The 23701-nt window shown below is 38.4% G+C and carries 20 protein-coding genes; 6 read left to right on the top strand and 14 right to left on the bottom strand.

All coding sequences use genetic code 11. The features are described from left to right. Positions 1-43: 43 nt before the first annotated feature. On the top strand, positions 44-1093 hold the full coding sequence (locus EDF66_RS07045; protein ID WP_132771338.1) for an alpha/beta hydrolase: 1050 nt from the start codon (positions 44-46) through the stop codon (positions 1091-1093). Positions 1094-1095: 2 nt separating this feature from the next. Here the strand turns inward: EDF66_RS07045 and EDF66_RS07050 are convergent, their stop codons facing one another. The 3 genes from EDF66_RS07050 to EDF66_RS07060 are packed head-to-tail and all read right to left on the bottom strand — an operon-like array spanning position 1096 to position 3282. Continuing rightward, positions 1096-2298 carry an oxygenase MpaB family protein gene (locus EDF66_RS07050; RefSeq protein WP_132841575.1) on the bottom strand — a complete coding sequence of 401 codons (1203 nt, stop codon included), beginning with the start codon at positions 2296-2298 and terminating at the stop codon, positions 1096-1098. 1 nt (position 2299) lies between these two features. Beyond that, on the bottom strand, positions 2300-2662 hold the full coding sequence (locus EDF66_RS07055) for a hypothetical protein (protein ID WP_132841577.1): 363 nt from the start codon (positions 2660-2662) through the stop codon (positions 2300-2302). Continuing rightward, entirely contained in the window at positions 2644-3282 is a 639-nt protein-coding gene (locus EDF66_RS07060; RefSeq protein WP_132841578.1) for a DUF45 domain-containing protein, read from the bottom strand. The genes EDF66_RS07055 and EDF66_RS07060 overlap by 19 nt, the downstream gene beginning before the upstream one ends. Before the next feature lie 83 nt (positions 3283-3365). On the opposite strand from EDF66_RS07060, the gene EDF66_RS07065 reads away from it, so the two are divergent. Then, positions 3366-5369, top strand: a complete 2004-nt coding sequence (locus tag EDF66_RS07065; RefSeq protein WP_031287693.1) for a M13 family metallopeptidase — start codon at positions 3366-3368, stop codon at positions 5367-5369. Between the two features lie 148 nt (positions 5370-5517). Here the strand turns inward: EDF66_RS07065 and EDF66_RS07070 are convergent, their stop codons facing one another. The 5 genes from EDF66_RS07070 to EDF66_RS07090 all read right to left on the bottom strand — a co-directional run bounded on the left by EDF66_RS07070 (position 5518) and on the right by EDF66_RS07090 (position 9380). Next, positions 5518-6492, bottom strand: a complete 975-nt coding sequence (locus EDF66_RS07070; protein WP_132771342.1) for a bifunctional riboflavin kinase/FAD synthetase — start codon at positions 6490-6492, stop codon at positions 5518-5520. A gap of 44 nt (positions 6493-6536) precedes the next feature. Continuing rightward, the gene (truB, locus tag EDF66_RS07075; RefSeq protein ID WP_132841580.1) at positions 6537-7274 is read right to left on the bottom strand and encodes a tRNA pseudouridine(55) synthase TruB; all 738 of its coding nucleotides are present in this window, start codon (positions 7272-7274) and stop codon (positions 6537-6539) included. 163 nt (positions 7275-7437) lie between these two features. Continuing rightward, a complete protein-coding gene (locus tag EDF66_RS07080; protein ID WP_132841581.1) occupies positions 7438-8253 on the bottom strand; it encodes an undecaprenyl-diphosphate phosphatase in 816 nt (271 codons plus the stop codon). A gap of 15 nt (positions 8254-8268) precedes the next feature. After that, positions 8269-8499 (bottom strand): DUF3098 domain-containing protein, encoded by a 231-nt coding sequence (locus EDF66_RS07085; RefSeq protein ID WP_021191640.1) that lies wholly within the window; start codon positions 8497-8499, stop codon positions 8269-8271. Between the two features lie 2 nt (positions 8500-8501). Next, positions 8502-9380, bottom strand: a complete 879-nt coding sequence (locus tag EDF66_RS07090; protein WP_021191641.1) for a cell division protein FtsX — start codon at positions 9378-9380, stop codon at positions 8502-8504. A gap of 217 nt (positions 9381-9597) precedes the next feature. On the opposite strand from EDF66_RS07090, the gene leuS reads away from it, so the two are divergent. Next, the gene (gene leuS, locus EDF66_RS07095) at positions 9598-12381 is read left to right on the top strand and encodes a leucine--tRNA ligase (protein ID WP_132841583.1); all 2784 of its coding nucleotides are present in this window, start codon (positions 9598-9600) and stop codon (positions 12379-12381) included. A gap of 235 nt (positions 12382-12616) precedes the next feature. Here the strand turns inward: leuS and EDF66_RS07100 are convergent, their stop codons facing one another. From EDF66_RS07100 to EDF66_RS07110, 3 genes are read right to left on the bottom strand one after another with little or no spacing between them, the layout of a single operon-like run. Further along, positions 12617-12898 (bottom strand): GNAT family N-acetyltransferase, encoded by a 282-nt coding sequence (locus tag EDF66_RS07100; RefSeq protein ID WP_132771345.1) that lies wholly within the window; start codon positions 12896-12898, stop codon positions 12617-12619. Between the two features lie 58 nt (positions 12899-12956). Beyond that, the gene (locus EDF66_RS07105) at positions 12957-13721 is read right to left on the bottom strand and encodes a TIGR03915 family putative DNA repair protein (RefSeq protein WP_132841585.1); all 765 of its coding nucleotides are present in this window, start codon (positions 13719-13721) and stop codon (positions 12957-12959) included. A gap of 1 nt (position 13722) precedes the next feature. Next, positions 13723-14979 (bottom strand): putative DNA modification/repair radical SAM protein, encoded by a 1257-nt coding sequence (locus EDF66_RS07110; RefSeq protein WP_132771347.1) that lies wholly within the window; start codon positions 14977-14979, stop codon positions 13723-13725. Positions 14980-15215: 236 nt separating this feature from the next. Between EDF66_RS07110 and EDF66_RS07115 the strand changes: the two genes are divergently transcribed. Continuing rightward, positions 15216-15668: a GNAT family N-acetyltransferase gene (locus tag EDF66_RS07115; RefSeq protein ID WP_132841587.1), complete on the top strand. Its 453-nt coding sequence runs from the start codon at positions 15216-15218 to the stop codon at positions 15666-15668. A 65-nt stretch (positions 15669-15733) separates the two neighbouring features. Here EDF66_RS07115 and EDF66_RS07120 read toward each other — a convergent pair whose 3' ends face one another. The 3 genes from EDF66_RS07120 to EDF66_RS07130 all read right to left on the bottom strand — a co-directional run bounded on the left by EDF66_RS07120 (position 15734) and on the right by EDF66_RS07130 (position 18814). Further along, positions 15734-16561, bottom strand: a complete 828-nt coding sequence (locus EDF66_RS07120) for a DUF4846 domain-containing protein (protein ID WP_132841589.1) — start codon at positions 16559-16561, stop codon at positions 15734-15736. 11 nt (positions 16562-16572) lie between these two features. After that, positions 16573-18120, bottom strand: a complete 1548-nt coding sequence (locus EDF66_RS07125; protein ID WP_132771350.1) for a DUF3943 domain-containing protein — start codon at positions 18118-18120, stop codon at positions 16573-16575. Between the two features lie 106 nt (positions 18121-18226). Continuing rightward, positions 18227-18814, bottom strand: coding sequence for a sugar O-acetyltransferase (locus tag EDF66_RS07130; RefSeq protein WP_132841591.1), 588 nt, complete (start codon positions 18812-18814; stop codon positions 18227-18229). A 52-nt stretch (positions 18815-18866) separates the two neighbouring features. Between EDF66_RS07130 and EDF66_RS07135 the strand changes: the two genes are divergently transcribed. Next, positions 18867-20333 (top strand): aminoacyl-histidine dipeptidase, encoded by a 1467-nt coding sequence (locus EDF66_RS07135; protein WP_207898513.1) that lies wholly within the window; start codon positions 18867-18869, stop codon positions 20331-20333. 472 nt (positions 20334-20805) lie between these two features. After that, positions 20806-23388: a TonB-dependent receptor gene (locus EDF66_RS07140; protein ID WP_132841594.1), complete on the top strand. Its 2583-nt coding sequence runs from the start codon at positions 20806-20808 to the stop codon at positions 23386-23388. Positions 23389-23701: the final 313 nt, after the last annotated feature.

Genomic DNA, 23701 nt, shown 5'->3' on the forward strand with positions numbered 1-23701 from the left:
AATGATGAGGTTGTATCAATAATTTCTGCTATTTTTAATGTATATGATTTCAAACTTACGTTACTTAATAATACTTGTATTTATATCGTCCTGTGGGATTATGCACAATGTGCCTCTTTCACAGAAGCCGAATTCATTTGATAAACCCAATATTTCCAATTCTTTTGTGGATCAAAACGGAAATTTTTATCCTGATAACTGGCGTAAGACGTACGGCAGCCCACCTAGTAATGGAAAAAGAGATGCTTACTCTTTAATGAAAATCGCGGCAGACAAAGGTATCACGGATGAGCTGACGGGATTTGAAGTGAAAAAACTAAGGGAATTTAAAGAGCGTGTGAAAACGAAGAAGCGCGTTTTTGTGTTTGTTCACGGCTTTAATGCAAACAATGAAGAAGTAAATGAGAGTTACGGTTATATCCAGAAGCTTATTAAGGTCAATGCTAAGGATGATGAGATTGTACGTTTTTATTGGGACGGGCTATGGACGAGCAATCCTTTTGCCGGGGCAAAAATCTGGTTTACCGCGACTTCCTTTAGTCAGATGGCCGGTGAGTTTGGTTTAAGGCGTGTGCTGAATACGATTTCAAATAAAGATGTCTATATCATTTCACACAGTCGAGGTGCTTCTGTGGTACTGAGTGCATTGGCGGAACCGCATTTCAATGAGAAGTTTGTAAAAGACATCAAGGAAATTCATAATGTTGATGTGGAAAACGCGAAAGAACTCTTGGAGAATAAAAACCGGATTACCTGTATTATGCTAGCTCCAGCAATCGGATTAGCTGATTTTAAATCGCAGGAGGCGGGCAATGACTCCTTCTGTACGATAAGTCCACAGGTGAAAAAAATGCACATTACAATCAATAATACAGATAAGATGCTGAAGAAGTTTTTCGGTTTTTTTGCCGATAAATTTAATCCGACCGACCTGGGCTATAAAGATAATGTGTACAATGAGCTGGTGAAGCAGTATACCTGCTTTGATAAAACAGACTTCTCGGGTATGGAAAGCCATGCATTCAATAGCTATATTCGCAGTCCGAAATTTAAAACGATGCTAAAAGCAAATGGTATTGCTTTAGCGAAATAGTGTTAGTGTTGCTTGTTGTTCTCCCGGTTATTGTAGGTTAAGTAGATTCTCTTGACTTCCAATTGCTCGGCTCTTCCTTTATTGATGAGAAGCTGACGTTGTTGGGTAAGTCTGGACTTGTTATTACGCATTTTGTTTTTTAAAACATTGAGATAGGCTATGGCACCAATTCTGGTGGTGTCGAGGCCTAAAAGCCTACAGGAATAGCTTCCTAGGAGAAAATGGTTATAATAAAGATGAATTTCGCGCATCATTTTACGTCCCAGCGCTGATTCCGGATAATACGCGACTATAGGCTCTTCCTGTAGGGCCTGGGCCAATAACCTGGAATCGGCATCGCCTTCTTTTTGTGTCATGGTCCAGTAGTAAAGCGCTTCAATAGCCTGTTGTTCCGTGTCAGGGAGTAGTTGCAAGGGGATACCTAATAAGTAACCGATATATTTCCAGAGGTGAAGTACTGCTGTTATTTCTTCTGGAAGGATCTGAAATTTCATGCGCTGTAACCCGACGATAAAGACCAGCGAAAATCCCAGGTTGGTGGCAAGCATGTCCCACTGATTGAGTGGTAGGCCCCATTCATTTTGGTCCCAATCCGTCTTCGCCAGAATATTGATCCGTGAGAAAGCATGGATCATGCGGGTTTCCATTACTTTTTGATAACCGACCTGCCCGCTTTTTAAAGCTCCATTTTCCATGATGTCTACCCAAAAGTCTACTGTATCTGCCAGGCGCTTCACGGCTCCTTTTTTTAGTGCACCGGTATAGATAAGTGGTTTATTGATTGCTGCAGATTCGTAACCACCCATGAGGCAGTAGTCGCGCAAGACGATCAGACCGCTTAATCCTGCGCGCTGACTTACTGCGATGCCACTTTCCAGCAGTTCCCAGTTTAACCAGGACGCTGAACTCTCAATCGAGGAGAAAAAAGTGTCAAGTGCTTCTCTATAGGGCTCATCGACATTTTCCGGAGCAACTAAATACGCACGTAGTAATTGCTGTCCCTTGCCAAAACCAACTTGCTGATGGAGCTTTCTGACCAATTCGTCTGCCGGTTCATCGCAGGTGAAGAGGTAGGGCACCAACTTGTTTGCTTCCCGAAGGTCGGGCTGCTTTGGCAGTTTTTTTAACAGTTTTACTCCGGCACCTGCGGTCCAATAATGATGAAAGGAGGATGTATTTGTTTTGAATCGGCTCGGTATTTCCATCTTAATTGTCTATATCCCAATTCATAAAATTGCCTGTAGCAACGATGTTTCCAGATGTATAGGAAAAATCGAAATCAACGTAATCGGACTGGCAGGAGGTCGTATCACTGCAGCAAAATTGTCGGTCGATGTTGAAGCTGATTCGAAATTTACCTTTCTTTTCGATATCGTTGAAAGTGAAACTCGAGACGCTAAGATCGCCGATCTGCGGTGCGCCATCTTTGTCGGATAGGCTGTCGAATACTGCTTCCTGCAACTGTTTGCGGTCTTCGGCTGTGATATGATCGAGCAATAAGGTGAAATTTTGCTTGATTTGCTGTAATGCTGTATCTGTAACCGGTATGTTTAATGTGATTGTTGACATGTTTTTAGTGTATAAGCTAGTTGATGTTCGAGCTGCTGTTCGTCTGGAAAATATGTTGTTCTGATCTTCGGATCTAATGAAATCTGTGAAGCAATGGCTTTAAAGGCCAGGTAATGGAGTTCCGAGACCGATAAGCACGTGACCGATGTGCTAAAAGTAATGTTATGTTCTGCCTGCAGGCTGTAGAGACTCTTTGGTAATGCCCTAAGTTTGATCTTACCCACCAGCACATTTAATTTTTCTTCCCAATAGCCAATTTCGTCTGCTAGTTGCTGGAGTATAAATTGTTTCTGCCAGTCATGTAGCTGTTTTTGATAAGTTGTCCCTGTACAGTACAAGGTAATGGTTCTGTTTTTAACCAGAATTTTGTTCGAGGTGCTATTCTTGATGAGTTTGAGTAAATAGTTTTGCTGAAAGAGACGAACCGGATGTTCTTGATACTCGACTTCTTCAGAAACTGTTTGGCTATTCTTGTTATTTTTAATAAACTGTTCTAAGGTGCTGATTTCAAAGTCTACGGGAGCAAAAATGCGCGCAAGGCCCGGATGTTGCTCCAAGCGGATTTCTTTGGAATCAGTTGTAATGATTTGATAGTTTTTTCCAGCTATTTCGATTTGCATACTGAAATTAAATGTTCGACCTTGTAAACATAATACTAACTTTTATTAAGTTTGTCATCAAATTAAAACAAATAAACGGTAATATGAAAAAACATTCAGTTCTTGCCGCTTTACTGATGTGCGGAGGAATGCTCTTTGCACAGCAGCAGCCGGCAATCAATACAGCCTTTATGGATAAGAGTGTTCGTCCTCAGGATGACTTTTACAATTTTGTAAACGGTCAATGGATGAAGACAGTGTCTATACCTTCGGATAAAGCGCGATGGGGATCTTTTGACGAGCTTCGTGAAAACACAGACATTGCGACGTTGAAGATCTTGAAAGAATCTTTAAGTACCACCTTTGCAAAAGGTTCTGACGGTCAAAAGATCGGTGATTTATATCGCTCTTATATTGATTTTGATAAACGTAACCAATTGGGCGTAACTCCAATTAAACCTTATCTGGATAAAATCGATGCGATCAAGGATTTTAACGGTCTGTACAATTATCTGGTTGAGGTGACGCCAATCGGTGGCAATCCTTTTTTCGGTGCTTATGTCTATGCACACTTAAAAAATAGTAACGTCAATACGGTTTATTTAGGTGCTGCAAGTTTAGGTCTGGGGCGTTCTTACTACCAAGTTGTAGATGCTAAGAATACGGAAACTTTAGGTGATTATTCTAATTTTATCTCGGCGCTTTATAGTAAAGTCGGTCAGCGTACGCGTGACTTAAAGGGTCCGAAGATTGTTGCTTTTGAAAAAGAACTGGCTAAAAACCTGAAAACAGTGGAGCAATCCCGTGATGCTGAAAAGCGTTATAATCCGGTTGCTGTTGCTGATCTGAAGAAAATGGTCAAAAACATTGATATTGCCAAATATCTGAAAGATACTGGTTTTAAAGCGGATACCGTGATTGTTTCAGAACTGGCTTATTATCAGAACCTAGACAAGGTGTTGAAGCCTGAAAACCTAGAAGCGATTAAGGAGGTCTTGAAATTTAACGTGATGAATGATGCGGCGGCATATTTAACAGCAGACCTGGATCAACTTAATTTTGATTTTTGGGGTAAAAAATTGAAGGGTCAAAAAGAACAGCGTGCGTTGGAAAAAAGAGGAGTTGAATTTGTCAACAGTGTGGCAGGCGAGCTTTTGGGTAAACTTTACGTGAAAGAGAATTTCCCGCCACAAGCAAAAGAGCAGGCAGAGGAATTGGTCGGTTACCTGATCAAATCTTTCCAGCAGCATATCAATGATCTGAAGTGGATGTCGGCCGATACGAAAGTAAAGGCTTTAGAGAAACTTTCGAAATTCAATGTGAAGATCGGTTACCCGGATAAATGGAAAGATTACACTACGTTAAATGTGGGTACTTCTTTATTTGATAATATCCTGAGCGAGCGTAAATGGGCTTTTGCAAAGAATTTGGATAAGCAAGGTAAACCTGTCGACAAATCGGAATGGGGTATGACACCACAAACTGTCAATGCTTATTACAGTCCTTTGTTTAATGAAATTGTATTCCCTGCAGCGATCTTACAGCCGCCATTCTATGATTATAAGGCAGATGCAGCGGTTAACTTCGGTGGTATCGGTGCGGTTATCGGTCATGAGCTGTCTCATGGTTTTGATGATCAAGGAGCTAAATATGATGGAAACGGTAATTTGAACAACTGGTGGACCGAAGAGGATAAGACGAAGTTTGAAGCTTCTGCTGATGCATTGGTAAAACAGTTTGAAGCTTATGAGCCGGTACCGGGTGTGAAGGTGAATGGCCGTTTTACTTTGGGTGAAAATATAGGTGACTTAGGTGGTTCTTCTGTTGCTTTCGATGCTTTGAAAATGTACCTGAAAGATAAAGGTAACCCAGGTCTGATCGATGGATATACACAAGAACAACGTTTCTTTTTATCGTGGGCTACGATCTGGAGAACTAAAACAACGGATGAGTTTGTTGTGAACCAAGTGAAAACAGATCCGCATTCGCCAGCTCAATATCGTGCTTTTGCGCCGATCATCAATTTGGATGGTTTTCATGAGGCATTCGGTACGAAGGAAGGTGATAAATTATTTGTCCCTAAAACGGATAGAATTGTGATCTGGTAGTTCTTATTTGTATAGGAAAGATCGAGATTAAAATAGAAAGCCCTTACAGATTCCTGTAAGGGCTTTTCTATTATTTTAGTTAAGAGGGCTGGAATTTTTTTTAACTTCTGAGTCTTCTAGCCATCTCACTTATTATTTAAGTAACTTTTTAAAAAAGTAATGCTCGGATCTGTTTTTCATCTTCCTGGATCTGATCTTTCATTTCCTGTAAGGAGTCAAAACGTTCGTCATGACGGATGAAATGCAGGAATTTTACGCGTAATGTCTTCCCATATATATCATCATTGAAATCAAATAAGCTTATTTCAATGCTTCTGTTCATTCCATCTACTGTTGGTCGGGTACCAATGTAGCCCATTCCTTTAGCAATTTTGATTGGCTGTATTTCTACGTATTCGCCTGTGGTAATATTTTGTAAATGATCGAAAATATGAACTTCAACAGCATAGATACCGTATGCAGGAATTAATTTGTGCTGTTCGTGCACCTGCAGGTTGGCAGTGGGAAAACCGATTGTACGGCCGATTTGGTCCCCGCGGATCACTGTTCCTGTTAATTCAAAAGGATAGCCCAAGTAAAGGTTTGCGGTCTTGATATCACCGGTAATCAGTGCAAGGCGTATACGTGTTGACGATACTGCAACGTCGTTGATGTCCTGTTCGGGGATTTGTTCCACCGAGTAGTCAAAAATATCAGCGTACTGTTGCAGATCTTTTAAGCTTCCACTTCTATCTTTCCCGAAATGATGATCGTATCCGATCACTATTTTCTTTGTGCCGAGTTTTCCGACCAGTACATTGCTGATGTATTCTTCAGGTGTCTGGTTTGAGAAATCGCGTGAAAACGGTGTGATGATTAAATGGTCGATATCCAATTCAGATAGTCGGCTCACTTTTTCTTCTATATCATTGATAAGACGTAAACTGTCATCATCCGGATTGATAATTAATCTAGGGTGAGGGTAGAAGGTTAACAATACGGTCTCACCGTTAATTTTTTTAGCGCATTCTTTTAGATGAGTTAATATTTTTTGATGACCGATATGGACACCATCAAATGTACCGATGGTAACAACTGCATTTTCCAATGCTTTAAAATCATCTAAACTTCTATAAATTTTCATTTAATGAAATATTTTTCGAGAAATTAATCAATAGAAATCAATCGTTACAATTGAGGTTCTGTGATACTAATTTCTTTGTGAGCCTTTATTTTTTGAATTAATTCTTCTAGGTTCCAAGCATTTTCAACTTGGTAATCGCCACTTTTCGTTCTTCTTAGTGAACTTAAATGTGCACCACTGCTAAGCGCTTTTCCGAAATCGTACGCCAGGGAACGAATATATGTTCCTTTGCTGCATGATACTCTGAAATGAATGACCGGCATTTCTATTTTTTCGATGATAAAGCTGTTAATGGAGACCTTACGTGTTTTTAACTCGACTGTTTCGCCACGGCGAGCCTTTTCATAAATACGTTCTCCGTTTATCTTGATTGCTGAATGTGCTGGTGGATATTGGTCGATATCTCCTTCGAAGGTTTTCGCTGCATCGTGGATCATCTGTTCCGAAATATGATCGATCGGAAAGGTTTCATCAACTTCTGTTTCCAGGTCGTAAGAAGGGGTAGTACCACCTAAGGTGATGGCTCCTGTGTATTCTTTATCTTCAGCTTGATAGCTGTCTATTTTTTTTGTGAATTTACCTGTACATACAATTAGTAAACCGGTAGCTAGCGGGTCTAATGTACCTGCATGGCCTACTTTTATCTTTAATGGTTTAATGGAGTTACGGATTTTCCCCACCACATCAAAGCTAGTCCAGGTCAGTGGCTTATCTATCAGTAACATTTGTCCTTCGGCAAATGAAAATACCTTTTCTATTTGATCTTTCTCGTTATTTTCCATTCATTAGTTCAATTGCACTAGATCATTGATTTTGTTTTATTTGCTGAATCTCGTTAAAAGAAGATTTTAATAAAACAAAGTCAAGCTGATTTTGTATTTTTTTGCAAAGGTACTCATATTATTTTTCACCATAGCGGGTAAAAGTAAGCGTAGCGTCAAAGTATTAGTTATTCCAAAAGAATACTAATAAAGCAATACCAATAATAATGCGGTACCAGCCCCAGAATTTAAATCCGTATTTGGTTAAGACGGTAATAAATGATTTAACTGCGATCATAGCGACTATAAATGCGACAACATTGCCGACAATAAAGACGATGATGTTTTCATTACTGGAAAATATCATCTCATAACCTTTCTGCGCATGTGCTGTTCCTTCGCCCCATGTTTTTACAAATACGGAGTAAACTGTTACAGCAAGCATAGTCGGAACTGCTAAGAAGAATGAAAATTCTGCTGCTGCTCTACGGTCTAATCCTTGCGTCAAACCACCGATAATAGATGCTGCTGAACGGGAAGTACCTGGCATCATGGCTAAACATTGCCAAAAACCTATAATTAATGCTTTCTTAATCGGAATCTCTTTTTCATCTAAGATGGTTGGATTCTTGAACCATTTGTCAACAAATAGCAGGACAACACCACCTAATACCAAGACGGTTGAAATAGCGATTTGATTGCCTAATACGGCTTCGATTTTATCGTCCAGTAGTTTTCCTAAAACCAGTGCCGGAATAACAGCAATAGCTAGTTTGTAATACAGCTGGATATTTTTGATGTCGAAAAATTTCTTCCAGTAGAGAACTACGATGGACAGGATGGCGCCAAATTGGATAGACACCTGGAACATTTTGAGGTATTCACTTTCCTGCATACCCATTAAGGCTGCAGTAAAGCCCATATGGGCTGTAGATGAAATCGGAAGATACTCAGTTAATCCTTCTACAATCGCTAGAAGGATGGCTTCAAATAAGGACATAGTGTAATTCTACTTTTATTTAGATTTTGGTTTGTAAAGAATGGCTACAAAACCCAATGCAAAACCAAGTACTATGACGATGGGAGCTAACGTGATTTTAGTAAAACTATAGATATCTGTATTACCGCTCATAAGCAGGAAACCGATGATAACGATAATGATACTAACAATAAATAATTGATAATTCAATTTTCCGAAAACAAAAGCACCTTTGTTTGTCGTTTCAGATTTTTTGATTTGAGCCATTTTTAACTGTATAAATCGTTAGATTTTGCTTTTAAATATTTGGTTACGGCAAAGTATGTACTTAAGCCAGAAATTAGAATTCCGATTGCGATGACCACGATAAAGATCGCGGCAAATTCGTACCAGTTTCTTAAAAATACCAGTTCTGGAATCTGCTGCTGTGCAAACTTCAGTGTGAATATTAATAATAGGATGGCGATAAGCGAGCCCAATAGTCCATGAATAATACCGTAGGTGATGAATGGTTTACGGATGAAGTTTTTGGTTGCTCCTATTAATTGCATGCTTTTGATCAGGAACCGCTGTGAATAGATCGCCAGACGGATGGTATTGTTGATGAGGGCTACTGCTATCACTAATAAGATCGCGGCAAACGCCAATACTACAATACTGATAATGCGTACATTTTTATTGACCATATCGATAAGCGATTCTTGGTAAACCACTTCTTTGATTCGGGTGTTGCGTGATATTTTGTCTATAAAGGTTTTGATACTATCCGAATTGGCGTAATCTTCTTTCATGTATACGTCAATAGAAGGAAGCAATGGGTTGTGGCCTAAGTACTGTACAAAGTCTTCGCCTAAATCTTCTTTCAATGATTTTGCAGCTAGTTCTTTGCTAATATATTCTGTACGTAGGACATACTTATCTTTCTCTAGATCCTTTTGCAGTGAAAGTACATCTCCTTCATTGGTGCCATCGTTAACGATGACATTGAGTACGATGTTTTCTTTTACGTATTTCGATAGATTCTTTGCGTGAACAAGTAATAAACCTAGCAATCCAGTTACTAAAAGGACTAGAGCTATACTGATAACAGTAGAGACGTAAACTGATTTTGTCTTTCTTTTTTGCGTGCTTGATTCGTATTCTGACATAATAAGCAATAAAAATTTATTTGCGAAAGTAATGATTTGAGGGGATTTATTCGAATTATTCTTGTAATAACTTTCTTGCGGAAGTATGAAAATTCGCTATATCCTTTGTAATTAACTTTTCAATACTATCATTTATTGTTTAAACTACAAAACTTTTCTTACAATTCGCTATTAAAATCGTAATTTCGCAAGTCTTACAAAATTCCTCAATACAAAAATGGAGTACAATCACAAATCGTTAGAAAAAAAGTGGCAAAAATTTTGGGCCGATCATGAAACATTCAAATCTGCGGATACACATGAAAAACCGAAATATTATGTTTTAGACATGTTTCCTTATCCTTCTGGAGCTGGACTGCACGTCGGTCATCCACTTGGTTATATCGCTTCGGATATTTTTTCAAGATATAAACGTTTAAAAGGTTTTAATGTTTTGCATCCTATGGGATATGATTCGTTCGGTTTACCTGCGGAGCAGTATGCCATTCAGACGGGACAACATCCAGCGATTACGACTGAGGCAAATATAAACCGTTACCGTGAACAATTGGATAACATTGGTTTTTCTTTTGATTGGAGCAGAGAGGTACGTACTTCCGAGTCTTCTTACTATAAGTGGTCGCAATGGATTTTCATGCAACTGTTCAATTCTTGGTATAACAATGATTCGGATAAAGCAGAGTTAATCGATACTTTAATTAGTCGTTTTGAAAAAACTGGTTCAGAGAGAATTAATGCTGTTTCTGATGATGATGTATTAACATTTACAGGGGCGGAATGGCTTACCTTTGACGAAGAAAAACAACAGCGTGAGTTGTTGAAATACCGTATTGCGTACTTACGTGAAAGTACCGTGAACTGGTGCGCGGCATTAGGGACAGTGCTGGCGAATGACGAGGTAATCAATGGTTTTTCTGAGCGTGGCGGTCATCCGGTGGAGCAGAAGAAAATGATGCAATGGTCGATGCGTATCACTGCCTATGCTGACCGTATGTTGCGTGGTCTGGAGCTTGTGGACTGGCCAGAGCCTTTGGTGGAGATGCAACGTAATTGGATCGGTAAATCTGTGGGTGCATTAGTGAAATTTCCAGTTCCACAGCTGGAGACGTATATTGAAGTATTCACCACCCGTGTCGATACAATATTTGGTGTTTCATTTGTGGTATTGGCTCCGGAGCATGAATTGGTTTCAAAATTAACGACTGCTGATCAGCAGGCTGCAGTTACTGCATATATTGATAAAACAAGTAAAAAATCGGAACTGGACCGAATGTCTGATACAAAAACGGTGTCGGGTGCGTTTACAGGTTCATATGCCAAACACCCGATTACGGGAGAGGATGTTGCGATCTGGATTGCTGATTATGTATTGGCGAGTTACGGTACAGGTGCTGTAATGGCTGTTCCTTCGGGCGATCAACGTGATTATCTGTTCGCAAAGCATTTTGATCTACCGATCGTCAAGATTTCTGACTCGCAGCAGATTGAAGAGGAAGCGGATGGAAATAAGGATGGTAAATATATCAACTCTGATTTTATGAACGGCTTGAACTACCAGGAAGGTGTGGCTGCTGTAATTGCAAAGTTGGAAGAATTACAATTAGGAAAAGCTAAAATTAACTACCGGATGCGTGATGCGATCTTTGGTCGCCAGCGTTACTGGGGTGAACCGGTTCCGGTTTATTTCAAAAATGGATTGCCTTACTTAATAAAGGAAGAAGAGCTTCCTTTGTTATTGCCTGAGGTGGACAAATACTTACCTACTGAAACAGGTGAACCACCTTTGGGACGTGCGGAAAACTGGAAATACGAAGATCAGTACGAGTATGAATTGAGTACAATGCCAGGATGGGCCGGATCTTCTTGGTACTGGTTCCGTTATATGGATCCTCAGAACACAGAAGCTTTTGCTTCGAAAGAAGCGGTAGATTACTGGAAAGCTGTTGATTTATATATCGGTGGTTCTGAGCATGCTACAGGTCACTTGCTATACTCACGCTTCTGGAATAAATTTTTGAAAGATTTAGGTTTCCACAATGAGGAAGAGCCTTTCAAAAAACTGATCAATCAAGGGATGATCCAGGGACGTTCTAATTTTGTATACCGCTTATTAGGCGATGAAGGAAAAGCAACAGATACGTATGTTTCTTATGGTTTGAAAGATCAGTACAACACGATTCCATTACACGTAGATGTTAATATTGTGGTTAACGATGTGCTGAATCTGGAGAAATTTAAAGCGTCGAGACCAGATTATGCCGCTGCTGAATTTATTTTGGAAGACGGTAAATATGTCTGCGGAACGGAAGTGGAGAAAATGTCTAAATCAAAGTTCAATGTTGTCAATCCTGATGATATTATCGAAGCTTATGGTGCAGATACACTACGTTTGTATGAAATGTTTTTGGGTCCGTTGGAACAGGCAAAACCTTGGAATACGAATGGTATTGAAGGTGTTTACAAATTCTTAAAGAAAGTATGGCGTTTGTTCCATGATGCTGAAGGTAACTTTAATGTATCGGATGTGGAACCTACAAAAGCGGAATATAAAGCTTTGCATAAGATTATAAAAAAGGCGGAGGATGATATTGAACGTTTTTCATTCAATACGTCGGTTTCAGCTTTTATGATCTGTGTGAATGAGCTTACTGATCTTAAATGTAATAAACGTGCTATTTTAGAACAGCTGGTTGTTGTACTTCAGCCTTATGCACCGCATATTTCGGAAGAGCTGTGGTCGTTATTGGGTAAAGAAGCTGGATCGATCTCGTATGCGACTTATCCGACATTTATTGCTGATTATTTAGTGGAATCGGAATTTGCATATCCGGTATCGATAAACGGTAAGATGAAAATGAACTTATTGTTGGCATTGGATCTAGACGCAAAAGCTGTTGAAGAAGTTGTTCTGTCCAATGAGGATGTACAGCGCTATATGGACGGTAAAGCATTGAAAAAGCTTATTTTTGTTAAAGGGAAGATTATCAATATTGTAGTTTAATCTAAAAACGCTATAATCATATAAAAAATGCGCTTTTGATTTATTCAAAAGCGCATTTTTATGTTTTATACTATTGTTCCTTTATCGTTTATGATCGCTGAATTTTTATTCTGGCTCTTGCTCTTACACTGCCAGATTCGGTTATCAAGGTATAGGCACTTTTCGCATTTGATTATTTTCAGTTCGATATTTCTAACTTTATAACCAGAACGGTTTTGAAACCTGAAAGCAGGTTTTAAAACAATACATCTTGAAATGCTTCAGTTTTATCAAATACAGATTTTGCAAAAGGGCAAAGGGGCATGATCTTCGCATTTTTTTTGCGGGCATAATCAACTGCTTCGAGAACCATCTTTTTGCCGACACCATTGCCGTTAAATTCCGGGTGTACTTCGGTATGATCAATAATGAATTTGTCTTCTCCAGCCCAGGTATATTCCATCAAACCAGCTTCTTTACCATCGATTTCTGCGATTATTTGACCTTTCTTTTCGTTTTCAATGTTTTTTATAGTCATCTCTTTTTAATTTAATAAACAGCTAATTTCTGCCTTTGGTTTTTTAAAAATAAGATTTTTATAACAAATTTTTTTCATTTAAATATTTCCAATAACGTTTTGGTAGACTCTGAACATGTAGTTTTGTGTTTTTTCGTTCCTTGATATTGACTGATTCAAAGTAGTTTTTCCAGAGATCACTGTAGCGTGATTCTTCTTCGTCTAAGTGAATTTCGATTTGATTTTTAGCTAAAGTATCACTGAATTTAACTTCTGTTACTTCCATTAAATCATAGTAGATACCATATTTTCGCTTCAGATCATAGATAAGCCATTTTTGGTCAGCATAGCGTTCTTTGAAAAACTTCACAATTAGTGGTAGGACATTAAAATCAGGTTCTAGATTAGCAAAATATAAACCATCTTTCATTTTTTGAAATCTGACAAATGCTTTTACCCGGTGTCTTTCTCTGGAAACAGAGCGAACAATTTTTTTTATCTGTAAGATATCGTCATGGCCATAGTTTTGATTGGCTTTGGTTTCTGATCTAAAATAGTAAATAATACTTCGCAGTATCAGAAGTTCTCGATCTTTGATTTCTGAAAGATGGACATAATAAAGTTCTTGGATCCCCTGAAGACCTATTTTCTTTTCAAGACCGAGGAGTACGCGTCTGGCTTTTTCATTATCTGTGCTAATCAATTCTGGAGCAGTAAAGAGGCCCGTTTGGCTAGATGAAGCATGTTGCTGTATAGCGCCGATCTGCCATTTGTACTCAAAGGAGCAAAAGACACATGTCATTAGTCCTGACCAGGTACCATCGTAGTTCAGTGTTTTTAACATCTTAGAAAAGGGTTAATTGTTGACTGTCGTTTTTAATGTACTTACTGCTGGATTGTGCCAGAATATATTGTTTGATATGGGATCCGGGCTTGTCCGCATAGAGTTGTTGAAAACCGAGACAAGTAATAAAATACTTTGCCCGATTGGTGGCTACTCCTAGCTTTTGCAGGTTTTCGAGGCGCAATGGACCGAAGCGTCGAGCCAGAATGATCTTTTTAGCAGACTGTACACCAATACCGGGTACCCGCAAAATAAAATGATAATCTGCTTTATTAATATCGACAGGGAAGGCATGTTGATTGCGTAATGCCCAGCTGAGTTTTGGATCGATATCGAGATCTAGTAAGGGATGGTTGTCATTGACAATTTCGTCTGCCCTGAAGCCGTAGAACCGCATGAGCCAATCGGACTGATACAGTCTGTTTTCGCGTACCATAGGAACTGCAGTGCCAATTTCGGGCAAGCGTTTGTCGTAGGAGATGGGTACATAGCCTGAATAGTAGACACGTTTTAAATGATAATTTTTATAAAAATGCTGTGCGGTCTGGATGATATGTTTATCTGATTCGCCGGAAGCGCCAATAATCATTTGTGTACTTTGTCCTGCTGGAGCAAAGGTCGGTGTAGATTTGATGATCTTTCGTTCCTCATTTGTTCTGATAATTTCATTTTTTAGATAGCGCATAGGAATGATCATATCTTCCCGGCTTTTATCGGGCGCTAAAAGTTTGAGTCCTTCTTTTGTAGGTATCTCGAGATTGATACTCAAACGGTCGGCATACAATCCAGCTTCATGGACGAGCTCATCGCTTGCTCCAGGAATGGTTTTTAGGTGGATATAGCCATTGAATTTATGTTCCAAACGTAATTTTTTAGCGATGGACACTAATCTTTCCATCGTATAATCGGCATTTTTAAATATACCTGAGCTTAAAAATAGTCCTTCTATGTAGTTCCTCCGATAAAAGTTGATCGTCAGATCGACGACTTCCTGTACGGTGAATGCCGCCCGTTCGATATCATTGCTCTTTCGTGATACGCAGTAAGCACAATCATAAATGCAATGATTGGTTAACAAGATCTTCAACAAGGAAACACAACGTCCATCTTCGGTATAAGAATGACAGATGCCGCCTTGATTGGCATTTCCGATTCCTTTATTTTTATTAGCTCGATTACTTCCGCTCGAACTGCAACTTACGTCGTATTTGGCGGCATCGGCTAAAATATTAAGTTTTTGAACTATACGATCTGACATAATGCTGTTAATTTTAGTAAATATACTAATATTATTAGTTATCTATGTCGGTTGCGATAATTTATAGCAAATTATTTTATTTATGATATCAGAAATAAAGGAGGTTACTCGGATTTTGTAGCTTACGATGCGATCAATATTTTTAAAGGGTTTTTAAATTTCCTACCTTGTATCTGAATTTTTAAGGGGATGTGCATGTACGAAGTTTTGGAATTAAATTCTTCAGTAAGGATAGTATGGAAATAGATAGCTTATATATTGAACAGGTTATTGCAACGAGGACCTGGAAATTACGTCAGCAAGTACTGTATCCGGAAGGCTCGTTAAAGGATGTGATGATTGATGCGGATTTTGACGGGACGCACTTTGCGGCGACCATAGCAGGGGAGCTGATAGGGGTAATCTCTGTGTTTAAGATAGAAGAGGGGCACTATCAGTTTCGAAAATTTGCGGTTCTTCCTCAGTTTCAGGGAAATGGTATAGGTACTGCACTATTCAAATCTGTTGTTGACTTTTGTCGGCTATGGAATGGTGTTTCGCTTTTTTGTGATGCACGGATAGCAGCTGTTCCTTTCTATGAAAAACTAGGAATGCATATTAAGGGAGAGCACTTTTTCAAGAAAGAACTTGAATATGTTCGCATGGAAATCGGTTTATTTAATCAGAGCAGACATCAAACTGGTATATAAAGTGATTCGGTTGAGTGAAGTCGTATCGCATCTAAAGCGCTATTTGCCGCGAACGTAACGATGTGCTAATTCCAAGTTTTTAAGTTTTGGGGGTAGAATTTCCATTCAGGTGTTCTGATTACATCACCAGATAAGACGTACCAAGGGCTTAAAGATTTGTTAACGGGATTATTGATAATCTGCAATTCCTGTGCAGGCATATAACTTTGAGCCATTAAAACCAGTTTCTGACCATTTTTAGGGTTTACGGCTATATCGACAATAATAATAGCATGTCCAATCGGATTTCCTTTTTGGACGAAGGTATCACCTATTTGGACATCATCCATGGATTTGACAGTTGTCAGTTCATCGTGAAGGGAGCTTGTATTGGCATAAGCAAAAATATTCTCTAGGTATTTCCAGTATTTTGGATAGGTGTAATCTCCAGCGGCAAATTGTTCATAATAACGAGGTTTACCATCGGACAGAAAATTGAAATGAATATCTTTGTATTTCTTATTTTGGTATAAATAGTCAGCTCGCAACCGCATGACAGCATCTGCACATTGATGTAGGTCTCTTTTTCCTATGGGCAGATCGATTACACTTGCGTAGATGTCTCTTCTATCTTTTGTTCTTCCATTATAATAAGTCACAAGTGACTCAATAGGTTTGAGAGGGAGTTGCTGTAAGAAATAACCAAATTCATTTTTTTTGTAGTTTTCTCTTTCGTAGCCAACCGGGGGTTTGAATCTGTCTTTAATGGTTTTACCCTGGGGATCTATCAATTTCTGATTATAACCATCAACCACATGCAACTGTTCGGGCTTATCCTGAGATTTATTTTGATTGGATGATGCTGTACAGCTCATGAGGACAAAGGGGACAGAAATGAGGTATAAGATCTTCATGTGTTTTTTTGTTAAAATAAAACATTGTATCCCAATGAGAAACGTGCAAATGGGTAGCTTTTGTTGATATCAGGATAGTCTTTGAAATTACCTTCTAATCTAAAATAACCAGAATTCATGTTTAAAGAGAAGTTTTTCAATAGACGTAGACTGCCACTAATCGATGCTGTATGTAAAAAATAATGGGATTCATTGCCACTTAAGGTAACAAAATAACCACCATGGTATTGTGCTCCGAATTTAAATCTGTTCAGCACACTGATTTCTCCTGAACCGCGGACATCGACACCTGGTCCGTAATTGTAATTACGGCTTTCTCCAAAGAGGAGGTAGGGATCAGGAACTGCTGCCAGTATGACAGGACCACCACCTATAGTTGTTGTTAAGCGATTCTTGCCTCCTAAACTAAAGTTTGATATGACGTTGTAATTCATACTTTGTGCTCCGTAGAAGAAGGCTTCATTATGATAGAAGTCATAATTTGCAGAGAGGACGCCGAGATGTCTACCCGGAAGATTTTTGATAATGCGTTTTCCGTAGAGTGACGCATATACGTTTACGGTGTTGACAAATGAGCTGTCGTCTCCGCCAACCTCCAGATTGACATAGAAATCATCAAACGGTTTTTTGTTTTCAATGTTGTCATTGGTATAGATCAAGCTTAACCGAACAAAATAATCTGTTTTTCCTTTTGTGATAATGTCTAGGTCTTTTGTATCAAAACGGCGGAAACCAAAATCGACCTCGGCTTTGACTTTAGAAGAATCAATAACAGCTCCTTTTACGACTCTTCCCCAACGGCCATCCAATAAACGATTTAGCCCGTTGACTGGATTAATGAAAAAAGCTAATACTTCTTTTCCTTGCCGCTCGGCTAAGGAACTGGTCGGTCTGGACAGTACATTTTGTGAAATACGGTGTGTGATTTCCCCCAATATAATGCCGCCATAGGTTGTGTTTACTAAATCATTGATTGAAGGGGCCTGTGTCTCTCCTGCAGTTTCCCAGATAAAGCTTCCTGCTAAAGTGGCAAGGGAGGATTGAAGAAAGCTATAGTTGTTGGATCTGAATGCATTAAAATACAGTTGACCGTGATAAGGGTGGGCAATTTGATTTGTAGCAAATGCATTGTCGTCCCATGCCCATGCACTTGGTTTAAGATGTTTGAACCAGTTGTTTAATGTGATGTGCGAGTAGGGATCTTTTCTGATGAAGTAGTTGAAAGAAGCTGGTAATGCCTGAAACATGAACCATTCGGTCGCCGCTCTTGCAAAGTGTTTCCGAGGGTTGTGATTGATGGTATCCTGGTAGTTTGGAATCTGATAGCTCTTATTTACATAACTTTGCTTTACAGAGTTATTTGAATAAGGAGTGACCTGAGTGTTGCTGATGACCGTATCGGTGTTATATTTTTCATTTAAAGGTTTAAATTTGTTTACGGTATCTCGATATTCCTGTATATATTCTTGTGCATAAAGAGGTCGTGCAATAGTGATAACCAATAATAGGAGGGGCAAGATAAAAAAGGAAAGAGAAGCGCGCTTCGTTGTTGTAATCATATCTATACTTCAGGCTTAATTTCTTAAACAAGTAATAAACTTAAATAGTTTTAAACTTAATCGGAAAAATATTACTGTTACGCAATCAATCTTGACTTAAGTTTGATTATTCTGAGCCTGCTTTTGTCAGATCCAGTCTGTCTGCTTCCGTAATTGGCCGAATGATCTGACATGGGTTTCCTGCGGCGATGACATTGGCCGGTATGTTTTTGGTAACCACGGAGCCGGAACCAACAATACTGTTTTCACCGATCTCTATGCCTGGATTAACAATAACATTGCCTCCTAACCAGACATTGTCTGCTATGTTGATCGGTTTAGAACATTGCCATCCTTTTGCGCGGTCTTCAGGATGGATCGAATGAGTGGACGTAAATAATGAAACATTCGGGCCGAATAAGACATTTTTACCAATTGTAATCGGAGCAGCATCTAGCAGAGTGCAGTTATAATTGGCGAAAAAATTGTCGTCTATAGAAATGTTAAAACCATAGTCGCAATAAAAAGGGGGTTCAATAAAAAAACGGTTGGATTTCGTGTTAAGTAGATTTTTAATGATGATCTGTCTTTCTTTGAAAGATTTTGGTTCGGCATCATTAAATTTCTTTAACTGCATTTTTGCATGGAGTCGTTTCTCGAAAAGCTCTTTTCCAGATTCACGATAATATTGATTCGTTAGATTCTTATTGTCCATGGGCCGAAATTACTTCAAAAAAACTAACTTTGTTGTTGAAATAGAAAAAATTATGGCAAATAATAATTTAGATACCTTAGCTCCTCAAGAGCTATGGGCGAATTTTTCTGCATTGAATGCAGTTCCACGTGCTTCGAAGAAAGAAGAACGTGTTATCGCATTTATGATAGATTTTGGTAAAAGCTTGGGTCTTGAGGTTACTGAAGATCATGTTGGGAATGTCCTGATTAAAAAAGCGGCAACTGCTGGTATGGAAGACCGTAAAACAGTCGTACTGCAATCCCACTTGGATATGGTTCATCAAAAAAATAACGATACTATTTTTGATTTTGATACGCAGGGGATCGATATGTTTGTGGATGGTGATTGGGTAAAGGCAAAAGGCACGACTTTAGGTGCAGATAACGGAATTGGCGTTGCTACAATTATGACCATTTTAGCTTCCAAAGAACTGGAGCATCCTGCAATCGAAGCCTTGTTTACGATTGATGAAGAAACGGGTATGACTGGAGCAATGGGGTTGCAAGGTGGTGTATTGACTGGAGATATTTTATTAAACCTGGATACGGAGGAGGATGATGAACTTGATATCGGGTGTGCAGGTGGAATTGATGTAACAGCTACTCAGTCTTATCAAGAGGAGGCTAGTCCCTCTGGAGCTGTTGCTTTTGAAATTGTTGTCAAGGGCCTTAATGGCGGTCATTCAGGAATTGAGATTCATAAAGGTTTGGGGAATGCGAATAAAATCATGAACCGCCTTTTGTATAAATCTTATGATGAGTTTGGTTTACAGCTTGCAACTCTAAATGGTGGAAGTCTTCGGAATGCAATTCCGCGTGAGTCTACTGCAACGGTAATTGTTTCTTCTGAACATGAGGATAATTTTGCGTCAGATTTAGCTCCTCTTATTGAAGCTATTAAAACTGAGTTTAAAACAGTAGATGGTGGATTGACAATATCAATTGAAAAATTGACTACTGTTCCTGCTGCTGTTCTTTCTGCTCAAGATCAGGAGTTGTTGATCAATGCAATCTATGCGGCACATAATGGTGTTTACCGTGTAAGCGCAGACTTTGAAGATCTTGTGGAAACTTCTAATAATATTGCCAAAGTGAGTGTTGGCGATGGAAAAATGAGTATTAAATGCTTGACACGATCATCTGTTGAAAGTTCTAAAATAGATTTAGCCCAATCTTTGGAAGCTGGTTTTTCAATAGCTGGATTTGATGTTGTATTTTCAGGATCTTACCCTGGATGGACACCAAATGCTGATTCTGAAATTTTAGAGGTTTTGAAACGTATTTATATTGAACAGCATGAAGAGGAGCCAAAGGTGGTTGCGTGCCATGCTGGACTGGAATGTGGTATTTTGGGAACAAATTATCCTGACATGGATATGATTTCCTTTGGACCAACTATTTTGGGTGCGCACTCTCCGGCAGAGCGGGTATCTATTTCTTCTGTTCAGAAATATTGGGAATTTGTGAAACAAATTTTAAAAGAAATTCCTAAAAAATAGGATATTGTATCAAAAATAAGAAAAGGCTTAAATTTAATTTTAAGCCTTTTTTTTGTTTTCTCTATTGTTATTTTAATAAAGTTTGTATATATTTACTTTAGATCGATTTTAATTAAGGGGGCATAACCTCTTTTATTTAAAATAACCTTGATCTTCATGTTTGGCATTCCCATGCTACTGCTGTAAAATATAGTTTAAGAAGGCCTGCCTTTCATTTATTCAAAAAGGACAAAGTTTTATTCTGACTAGAATTGCCAATGTGGTAATTTAGACTGGTTTTTGTGATTAAATATTCAAAATATATCCTTGTGTTTTTATGACTTTAAAATATATTTATTTGTTTAATGTTATTTTATCAAAATTTTAGGTATCGAAAAAGATGTTTTAACATATTCATTTCATGTTAAAATTAGTTAAATAGATATGGGAGTTTTACTTTTGCAGCATCAAAACTATATCAAACACATCTTACATGAAAAAGTCTCTACTTTTTTTTGCTCTTGCTGTCGGGAGTTATGGAACTATCCATGCACAAACAACAACAAGCAGTGTTACAGGGATTGTAAAACAATCTACTGGACAAACAACGACAGGTGCAACTATTAAAATTACGCATCAGTCAAGCGGAGCCACCTTCAGCGGATCGGCAGATTCGAATGGACGTTTTAACATCGCAAATCTTCAAGAGGGCGGACCTTACAAAATTGAAGTTACCTACATCGGTCAAAAACCAGTTGTTTACGATAATGTCTTCTTGAAAGCCGGTGAAGCACTACAATTAGATCCTGTTTTTGCAGAATCATCTGAAACAAATTTAGGAGAAGTTGTTGTTGTAGGTCGTGGTTTAATTGATATCGCGGAAGATCGTAAAACTCCTATAGCTGTTTCTACAATCTCGAAACAAATCATCGAAGAAAAAGTGGGTGCAATGGATATCACTGCTTCCATGGTCAATACACCTGGTGTATACGTATCTGGTCAATCAAAAGGTTTTGGTGAATCTTCCATGACAACACGTGGCTTTGATCAATCTAACACAGCTTTCTTATTAAATGGCCAACCGATCAATGGTATGGACAATGGTCGTGTTTTTTGGTCTAACTGGAGTGGTTTGTCAGATATTGCTTCTTTAGTACAAATTCAACGTGGTTTAGGTTCGTCAAAATTAGCGATCTCTTCAGTAGGGGGTACGATTAACTTTGTGACTAAATCTACAGATATGCAACAAGGTGGTTTTGTTAAAACAACTATCGGTAACGATATGTTTGTAAAATCTACGATTGCTTATAACACCGGTTTGATGAAAAGTGGATTTGCAGTATCTGCAATGGTTACTGGATGGCAAGGAAATGGTTATACTAAAGGTACTGAAGGTGCCGGTCAAAACTATTTCTTATCTGTTGGTTATAAAGTAAACGAGAAGCATAACTTAAATTTAATGGTTACAGGTGCTCCACAATGGCATAACCAAGCTTTTAATGCATCATTAAGTACTTTCTTGAAAGAGGGAAGAAAGTTTAATCCAAATGTTGGTATCGTCAATGGTGTGGAAAGAAATGTTCGTAAAAACTACTACCACAAACCGGTTGCTAACTTAAACTGGGATTGGACAATTGATGATAAATCTTCATTATCGACTGTATTGTATGCTTCTGTCGCTAGTGGTGGTGGTCAATCTAGCCGTACTGAAAGAGATGTAAACCCAACACCTTTTTTAGCGTCTCAAGTAAATAACCACCAATGGTATGGTGTGGTCTCTAATTATAACCGTAAATTGAGTGATAACTTGAACTTTAATGTTGGTTTTGATTTACGTGACTATAAAGGCGAACACTATATTCAAGTTACAGATAAGTTAGGTCAAGAAACCATTTCCCATAAAGGTAATGTTAACTATGGTACAATGACTACTTCTAATACTTATAGCACTAATCCTTGGAAGTCTTTTGGAGATAAACCAAAAAATGCAGAAGATCGCTTAGGATGGGATTATGAACAAATGATCAGATATGCTGGTTTATTTGGACAGTTGGAATATGCAAAAGATGGTTTTTCAGCATTCTTCCAAGGTTCCCTTTCAGGTCAACAAAACAGTAGACAAGATTATTACTTATATAAAGTAGGTGAAGGTAAATCTAAAGATGTAAATAACTTGGGCTACAATGTAAAAGGCGGTGCAAGTTATACATTAGGTAACCATACAATCTTTGGTAATGCAGGGTTGTATTCACGCCAACCTTTTCAGAACAATATCTTCATGAATTACAGAAATGATGTAAATGCAGAAGCTAGAAATGAAGAAATTATAGGTTTAGAAGCTGGTTATAAATTTGCATCTGAGTATTTTGACGTAAATGTCAATGCATACAAAACAACTTGGGCCCACCGTGTGACTGGAAGTTCTAAAAATGCTACTGCAAAAGATGTTGCTAAATACAATCCGACGAATGACCCTTCTATTTTGGTAGAAGGCGATTACCTATACTTTTCTAATTACGGCGTAAAACAAGACCACAAAGGAATTGAATTGGATTTCGTAGCTCGTCCATTCCGTGGTTTTGAATTAAAAGGTTTCGCTTCTATTGGTGATTGGAAATATGATGGTAGCGCAACAACAATTGTCCGTAATGAAAAACGTGAAGAATTAACAATAGAGAAAAGAGATTTAACGGGTGTTAAAGTTGGAGAAGCATCTCAAACGAGTTTTGGTTTAGGGGCTAAATACAGAATTGTAAAAGGGTTTTCAATCGATGCTGATTACAGACGTTACGAGGATCTGTATGGTTCATTACCAGCAAACACTCCTACATTGAAATTGCCAAATTACGAATTGTTTGATGCAGGTTTATCTTATCGTTTGGTTGTTAGTCCTAAAAACTCCATGAGTTTCCGTGTGAATGTCAATAACATCTTTGATACATTATATATCTCTGAAGCAAATTCGAATGTTGATCCGACAGCTGGTTCGCAATATTGGAAGGGTATTGATACTTCAAACTCCGTATTAATGGGATGGGGACGTACATGGAATGCTTCTGTGAAATTCACATTCTAAACGAGTACAATAACAAAACATAATTATACTTCTTCAAAGCCGTTGCAATTTATTGCAACGGCTTTTTATTTTCTCGCTTTTATCTCTACTACTTGTTGCCCTTCACTTTTTTAGTATTTAGATCTCTAAATCATTCCGCTTATGCTATATAATCTAAAAAATACGTGGTAAACCTACTCTTATTTTATTTGGTACATATCAGTAATGATCGATAAACTTAAAGAGGTATGTGTATGATTATTGAGATAATGCGATAGGAGATTTAGACTTTTCTAGTTATGATATATATTCTCCTAGTGGAAATTTTAAGGTC

Source organism: Sphingobacterium sp. JUb20, assembly GCF_004342035.1.
GTDB classification, from domain to species: domain Bacteria; phylum Bacteroidota; class Bacteroidia; order Sphingobacteriales; family Sphingobacteriaceae; genus Sphingobacterium; species Sphingobacterium anhuiense.

What these genes read in the sequence shown, in the direction of transcription:
- EDF66_RS07045 (WP_132771338.1), top strand. Translation starts at nt 44, where the DNA reads ATGATTTCAAACTTACGTTACTTAATAATACTTGTATTTATATCGTCC.
- EDF66_RS07050 (WP_132841575.1), bottom strand. Translation starts at nt 2,298, where the DNA reads ATGGAAATACCGAGCCGATTCAAAACAAATACATCCTCCTTTCATCAT.
- EDF66_RS07055 (WP_132841577.1), bottom strand. Translation starts at nt 2,662, where the DNA reads ATGTCAACAATCACATTAAACATACCGGTTACAGATACAGCATTACAG.
- EDF66_RS07060 (WP_132841578.1), bottom strand. Translation starts at nt 3,282, where the DNA reads ATGCAAATCGAAATAGCTGGAAAAAACTATCAAATCATTACAACTGAT.
- EDF66_RS07065 (WP_031287693.1), top strand. Translation starts at nt 3,366, where the DNA reads ATGAAAAAACATTCAGTTCTTGCCGCTTTACTGATGTGCGGAGGAATG.
- EDF66_RS07070 (WP_132771342.1), bottom strand. Translation starts at nt 6,492, where the DNA reads ATGAAAATTTATAGAAGTTTAGATGATTTTAAAGCATTGGAAAATGCA.
- truB (WP_132841580.1), bottom strand. Translation starts at nt 7,274, where the DNA reads ATGGAAAATAACGAGAAAGATCAAATAGAAAAGGTATTTTCATTTGCC.
- EDF66_RS07080 (WP_132841581.1), bottom strand. Translation starts at nt 8,253, where the DNA reads ATGTCCTTATTTGAAGCCATCCTTCTAGCGATTGTAGAAGGATTAACT.
- EDF66_RS07085 (WP_021191640.1), bottom strand. Translation starts at nt 8,499, where the DNA reads ATGGCTCAAATCAAAAAATCTGAAACGACAAACAAAGGTGCTTTTGTT.
- EDF66_RS07090 (WP_021191641.1), bottom strand. Translation starts at nt 9,380, where the DNA reads ATGTCAGAATACGAATCAAGCACGCAAAAAAGAAAGACAAAATCAGTT.
- leuS (WP_132841583.1), top strand. Translation starts at nt 9,598, where the DNA reads ATGGAGTACAATCACAAATCGTTAGAAAAAAAGTGGCAAAAATTTTGG.
- EDF66_RS07100 (WP_132771345.1), bottom strand. Translation starts at nt 12,898, where the DNA reads ATGACTATAAAAAACATTGAAAACGAAAAGAAAGGTCAAATAATCGCA.
- EDF66_RS07105 (WP_132841585.1), bottom strand. Translation starts at nt 13,721, where the DNA reads ATGTTAAAAACACTGAACTACGATGGTACCTGGTCAGGACTAATGACA.
- EDF66_RS07110 (WP_132771347.1), bottom strand. Translation starts at nt 14,979, where the DNA reads ATGTCAGATCGTATAGTTCAAAAACTTAATATTTTAGCCGATGCCGCC.
- EDF66_RS07115 (WP_132841587.1), top strand. Translation starts at nt 15,216, where the DNA reads ATGGAAATAGATAGCTTATATATTGAACAGGTTATTGCAACGAGGACC.
- EDF66_RS07120 (WP_132841589.1), bottom strand. Translation starts at nt 16,561, where the DNA reads ATGAAGATCTTATACCTCATTTCTGTCCCCTTTGTCCTCATGAGCTGT.
- EDF66_RS07125 (WP_132771350.1), bottom strand. Translation starts at nt 18,120, where the DNA reads ATGATTACAACAACGAAGCGCGCTTCTCTTTCCTTTTTTATCTTGCCC.
- EDF66_RS07130 (WP_132841591.1), bottom strand. Translation starts at nt 18,814, where the DNA reads ATGGACAATAAGAATCTAACGAATCAATATTATCGTGAATCTGGAAAA.
- EDF66_RS07135 (WP_207898513.1), top strand. Translation starts at nt 18,867, where the DNA reads ATGGCAAATAATAATTTAGATACCTTAGCTCCTCAAGAGCTATGGGCG.
- EDF66_RS07140 (WP_132841594.1), top strand. Translation starts at nt 20,806, where the DNA reads ATGAAAAAGTCTCTACTTTTTTTTGCTCTTGCTGTCGGGAGTTATGGA.